The organism is Paraburkholderia ginsengiterrae, assembly GCF_001645125.1.
Lineage (GTDB): Bacteria > Pseudomonadota > Gammaproteobacteria > Burkholderiales > Burkholderiaceae > Paraburkholderia > Paraburkholderia ginsengiterrae.
In genome coordinates this window covers 1-446 of sequence record NZ_LXKA01000273.1, presented here as the reverse complement: position 1 = coordinate 446, position 446 = coordinate 1, and the positions used below count along the sequence as shown (strand labels likewise).

The 446-nt window shown below is 66.8% G+C and carries 1 pseudogene; it reads right to left on the bottom strand.

Annotated elements, in window-relative coordinates:
• Positions 1-217: pseudogene (locus A6V37_RS20095) on the bottom strand (two-component sensor histidine kinase); the annotation flags it as partial.
• Positions 218-446 lie beyond the last annotated feature (229 nt).

Sequence of the window (446 nt, the reverse complement as noted above, 5' to 3'; positions counted from 1 at the left end):
CGCGTTCGACCATGCCCAGGTCGGCCGTGACGTTCGGCAGGCGTGCCGGACTGCCGTCCCGCAACTGCATGTGCCGCGCCCCCGCCGGCAACCCGCACTCCCGGAACGCGTCCTGCCCCCAACAGCACAACACAACGGCGTCGCCAGCTGTCTGCACCTTCACGTCACCCAGCCACGCCACATCGAACACGACGTCCCGCCGTCCTCGCAACTTCACGCTACTCACCTCCGCCACCCACCACACACCGCTACCCCCAGCCATGTCCACCCCGCCCGCACTCCGCCGCCAGCTCTCCCTGCCCATTCCCTTTCCACTACCCACACCCCCTCCCGTGCGCGTGCCCCTGCCCCAACCACACCCACCTGCTTCTTTGCATGTACCCGCCCTTGTATTCCCGTCTTTCCTCCACTATATCCCATTGTCTCCGCTCCTCTGCCCCTCCACT